The organism is Lapillicoccus sp. (assembly GCF_036559105.1).
Taxonomy (GTDB): Bacteria; Actinomycetota; Actinomycetes; order Actinomycetales; family Dermatophilaceae; genus Lapillicoccus.
This window is the reverse complement of the sequence record NZ_DATBTV010000119.1, coordinates 1-2,166: the sequence shown is the minus strand read 5'-3', so window position 1 is coordinate 2,166 and position 2,166 is coordinate 1. Positions and strand designations below refer to the sequence as shown.

At 71.2% G+C, this 2,166-nt stretch carries 1 protein-coding gene and 1 pseudogene; both read right to left on the bottom strand.

Features of this window, described 5'->3' with window-relative positions:
- Positions 1-795: pseudogene (locus VIG79_RS15035) on the bottom strand (hypothetical protein); the annotation flags it as partial.
- Positions 796-1,196: 401 nt separating this feature from the next.
- Positions 1,197-2,166: DnaB-like helicase C-terminal domain-containing protein (locus VIG79_RS15030; protein ID WP_331887096.1), on the bottom strand; the 970-nt coding region annotated here is incomplete at its 5' end.

Genomic DNA, 2,166 nt, shown 5'->3' with positions numbered 1-2,166 from the left:
GGCCTTCCACTCGGCCTTGGCCGTGGCCACCGCCGAGGCCAGCTGGCCCGAGCCGAGGTCCGCGCCCTCGACCGGAGTGTCCGGCGCCGACCGTGCGTTCAGCTGCTGGGTCTCGGCCTCCCCCGCCCCCGAGGTGGTCTGCTGCGTCGCCGAGCTGTTCGGTGCCGGGCTCGGTGCCGGGCTCGGGGTCTGGCTTGGGGTCGGAGTCGACGACGGGTTGGGCGTGGGGGTGGGAGCCGGGGTGTTCGACGACCGGCCCGAGGTGCACGTCACCGAGTTGCCGTCGGCACTGCGTACGCACTGCATGGTCGAGCCGGTGCTCGTCTCCGTCCCCGCTCCGGGCGGGGCCGGGTTGTCCGCGCTGCCGGCCGGGGGTACTGGAACGACCGACAGGACCGGCGCCGCGGACGAGCTCCCGGACTTGACGGTCACGGTCTTGGTCGGCGCGGCCGTCGTCGACCTGGAGCCCGTCTTGACCATCTGCCGCAACTGCTGGCTAGCCGACTGCTTGACCGCCTGCACCTGCGCCTGGAGGGAGGAGAGCTCGCCGAGGATCTGGGAGATCTGGTACATCCCGTCCACCAGCTCGGCCGCGCGGTCCCGGACCGGGCCGGCGAGCACCGCCGGGACGGCCGGCGCCGCCGCCGAGGAGGAGGTCGCTTCGGGGCGGCTGGACGACGAGTCGGACGGGAACAGCCAGGGGACGAGGCCGACGGCGAGGGCGAGCGCGACGAGGGCGGCCACGAGCCGGGCGGGAACCCGCCCCGCCCCAACCGCTTCGTGATGCGCGCTCATGCGTCCCCGGTGCCGCGTGCTCTGACTCGAAGGACCGTGCCGTAGGACGGCTCGCCCGACGGGTGTCCGATACGGGACGGGACGCTAGACCGGTGGCTGTTGTCCCGAAATAGTCCCAACGGACCATTGACCCTCGTCGCACAAAGCGTCCGATCCCGGGGCTGGGGCCCGCGCCCACCGTGCGCAACCGACGTCCACCACGGGTAAGGCCCACAGAAACCCCTGCCGTGCAGCGAGTTCGGCCTCACCGACGGGATAGGTCCCTATCGTGTCCAGCGCCGCGTCAGTGACGACGGCGAGGGTCATGACCCACGGAAAGCGGCCGGTTGGCGTTGGTAGTTTTCGTTGGCTGTCGTCTCAACCAGTGAGACACGATGCGGGGTAGACAACTCCCCCACGCGTCACTCGGTGAACACCCCGCTCCTCGATGAGCTGCTCCAGGACGTACTGGCCCGACCCGTCGGACCGCCCTCGGCGAACGCCTTCCGGAACTCCAGCTCGACCCCGTCGACGCCGTGCCGGTTCTTCTCGATGGTCATGACCACCCAGGCCTTGTAGCGCTCGGCGTTGCCCAGGTCGTAGACCAGGTGATGCCGCGCGACGACGTCGTACTTGTTGTTGAGGATCAGCACGACGTCGGCCTCGTAGGCCAGGGCTGAGGAGCCGCGCAGGTCGTGGACCCGCATCCGCTTGCCCGCGACGAGGCTGCCCTTGTCGGCGGCCACGATGGCGAGGATCGGTACGCCGAGGTCCAGCGTCAGGTCTTTGAGCCGTTCGACGACGATGGTGACCCGCTCCTCCTCGGTAGCGGGACCGCCCGGTACCGGCACCTTCTGGAGGTAGTCGACGACGACGAGTGGGGTTGTACCGTCCTCGGTCGGCAGCGTCTCGACGACGCGGCGGATCTCCTCGAGGTCCGTCGTCGAGCCGGTGGACTCGTGGATGTGGAGGCGGCCCGCATACTGGCGCATCGTCTGCAGCCCTTCGGGCACCCCGCGGAGGTGGGCCAGGCGGTCGTCGAGGGTGGCCCCGGGCGGCCCGGTCGTCTCGAACGCCGCGCGGATGGCGGGCAGCCGGGCGGCGTCGAGGCCGGCGACCAGGCTCGCCTCGAGCGAGAGCAGGCGCTCCAGCAGGGTGTGCCCCTCGTGCTCGTACGAGAAGACCACCGCGCTGCCGCTGTTGCGCACCACGTTGCGGACCATCTGCATGACCATCGTCGTCTTGCCCAGTCCCTGGGGACCGCCGAGCAGGACCAGCTCGCCGGACCGGAACCCGCCGTCGAGCGCACGGTCGAGCACCGAGAAGCCGGACGGCACGACCGCCGCACCGGCCCGGACCCCGCGCTGGATCGCGTCGTCGGTGCGGGCCAGG